Source organism: Polaribacter sp. Z022 (assembly GCF_023555495.1).
Lineage (GTDB): Bacteria > Bacteroidota > Bacteroidia > Flavobacteriales > Flavobacteriaceae > Polaribacter.
On record NZ_JALCZO010000016.1, the window covers coordinates 1 to 2,837 of the forward strand.

Below are 2,837 nucleotides of genomic sequence, written 5' to 3' on the forward strand. Positions count from 1 at the left end.
TTTAAATTCAGAGTGAAATGTTTTCCAATTCTTTATTTTTTTTCCTTTAATTCTGAATGTTTCCATTTCGGTTTTTAATTACAGCCAACGTGTTTGTACAAGGTTAGTTGCATGATTCTGCAATAAAGTTAATAAATAATTACTGGCAAAGAAAATCCGCGAGGATTTTCGTAAGTAAACAAAAAGCAAGCAATTAATTTTGTACGTTGTTGTGTACAGTTATTTTTTTTCTTTTCGTTATTGTGTCATTCAGAATATCTTTTGTAATAATCAATTCTGAATTTTCATTATATTCAAAAATAGATTCTGATGCTTTTTTGATTGTGTCGTTTATTTTTATAAAAAGTATTTCAGTTAGAGTTTTTTCGTTATTATTAAATGTTGAAATAATAGTCCTAAATGGTTTTTTGAATTCATAAGTTGATTCAATCATTTTTCCATTTAAATAATTTATTTTTCGTTTTTGTACTGTATCATTTTCAATTATTAAATACCCAAATTCAGGTTTTTCATTTTTATTATATTTTGTGAAGTCTAATGAACTAATAGAATCTAATTCAGGTTTTATAAATAAAGTTTCTTTTTTTCCTCCTATGTCGTATTTATATTCAAATGTCATTAAGATTGTATCATTTTGATTTTCTGTTTCATAACTTATTGTTCGAGCTTTATAAATTACATTTTCTTTATTAACAAAAGTTTCAAATATTGACTTGAACTCTTTATTTGCTGAAGTTTCTTGATAAAATAAATCTTTATTATTCCTAAAATAACTTTGTTGTATAATATTTCCACTTGCTTTTGGTAAATACTCTTTTTGTTTATAAACTATTTTCCCGTTTTTATTTGTTTTAATTTTTACAACAGAAAGAGTATCTATGATATTTTCATTTTTATCAATTGAAACTTCGAAGATTGTTTTACTAAAATCAAGTTTGTCAATTTTTTCAATAATATTTTTGTTGTCCATTAAAAATTCAGATTGACAAGATTGAATTATGATAAATAGTAATGTAAATATTAGGTTTTTTCTCAAATTTTGTTGATTTGGGTTAATTGTACACAACGTGTTTGTGTATTGAAAGTTGCGTTTTTGTGAACGGCTATTTTCCGAAGGAAAATAGAAAGTGAGTAAAAAAGCAGCAACTTTTGTTTAAGCTAAAATTAAGCAATTTTTATTACACGGTGTTAGCAATAGTTATTTTCTTGAATTTCTTTTTTTCATTTTCGGGACTGAATTACCTGGTCTAACTTCGGTTACAATTTTTATGTCAGGAACGTTTTCTTTCATTATTTTTCTTAAAGGTGTTTTAGTCTCTTTACTCTCCTTAATGAATTTTTCAATTTCTTCTCCTTTTATAGTTTTACCTTCTGGCATTTGAAACATAGAACTTGTATTAAATGTAGCTTTATTTTCATCTTCTGCAAGTGACATAACCTTATCAAGTTCAATTAAGTTTTCGTTTTTTTCAATAAATGACATACCTTTTCCTAAATCATAATCTAAACTTATTAAATCAGAAGCTTCTTCCATCATTTGAAGGTTGAAAAGGTCTTCTTTTGAAAAAGGAATATGAAAGTCGTTAAACCTAATAAAAGGTCTGTCGTCTACCAACATTTGAATATGAAAATGCGGGAATTTAGCATTATTCGAATCTTTATGTCCATCCAAATCATTTTGTCCAAAATTCATAGACCACTCAATGTTTTCGTATTTTATTGTGATTTCTTTTAATTTAGAATCAGATTTTTCATCTGTTAAATCATTGATGTTTTTTAGGGGTGATTCCAATGTAGCAATCCATCTAAAATAACTTTCAAGTCGATAATATCCAATAGGTTCAGATAGGTAACTTTTAAAATGCTTTTTCTTTATTCCTTTTGGTAATAGAAACCAATGGAAGCAAGGTTCAATATCTGAAAAGTAATCTAATTTATTACCACAAAGAACGCAACATTTTTTATCGTGAGCATCTTTAAATTCCTTAAAGAATTCATCATTTTCCTTAATTTGTTGAAGGTTTTTTTCTTCAATTTCTTCAGGTGTTAGATTTTCTATGAATTTTCGGATTTTCATTGGTAATTATTGCTAACGTGTTTGTGTATGTTTCAGTTGCGTGGTTTAAGCATTAAATTTAGCAAATAATCACTGAATGGAAAATCCGCTAGGATTTTCCCAAGTAGGCTAGAAGTTAGCAATTGAATATACACGTTGTTGCCCATAGTTATTTTTTCGATTCTACTTTTGTTTCTAAATAAATCTGTTCTCCAACTTCGAACACTAAAATGTTTTTCAATTCCAAGTCAGAAAGCTTTTCGCAACAGATTCCGTATTTATCCTTTTCAGCATATATTTCAGAATATGCTTTGCTTAATTCAATTGTCAGGTCTCTTTTATTAAATCCATTTTTATTTTCTATTTCATATCCAACTATTTTATTCAATGGAAAGTCGATAATTAAGATGGCTTTAGTGCTGTCAGTTACAATTTCTTCCGCTCCATACAATTTTTCCAATTCAGGTGTTTTTAAATTTATTCCACCAACCCCACCTTTTTCTCTAATATATCTTTTTCCATTGTCGCCCTCAATTTGAAATGGGTTTGACGACTTTATCATTCCGCCAAATGCTAAATCAGGTTTCTCAACGTCAAAAAGTCTTTCCAAAATAGTTTTTTCAGCACAACTAACCACGTTCAAAGCAATAAATAAAATTAGTAAACTGGTCTTTCTCATAATTATGGGCAACGTGTTTGTGTATTGAAAGTTGCGTTTTTTGTGAACGGCTATTTTCCGAAGGAAAATAGAAAGTGAGTAAAAAAGCAGCAACTTTTGTTT

At 27.7% G+C, this 2,837-nt stretch carries 3 protein-coding genes; all 3 read right to left on the minus strand.

From position 1 onward, the window contains the following. Positions 1-193: 193 nt before the first annotated feature. On the minus strand, positions 194-1,036 hold the full coding sequence (locus MPF13_RS15305) for a hypothetical protein (RefSeq protein ID WP_249983634.1): 843 nt from the start codon (positions 1,034-1,036) through the stop codon (positions 194-196). A 162-nt stretch (positions 1,037-1,198) separates the two neighbouring features. After that, positions 1,199-2,077, minus strand: coding sequence for a hypothetical protein (locus tag MPF13_RS15310; protein ID WP_249983635.1), 879 nt, complete (start codon positions 2,075-2,077; stop codon positions 1,199-1,201). Positions 2,078-2,225: 148 nt separating this feature from the next. Continuing rightward, positions 2,226-2,837, minus strand: a 612-nt coding sequence (locus MPF13_RS15315; RefSeq protein ID WP_249983636.1) for a hypothetical protein, incomplete at its 5' end; no start/stop codon positions are given.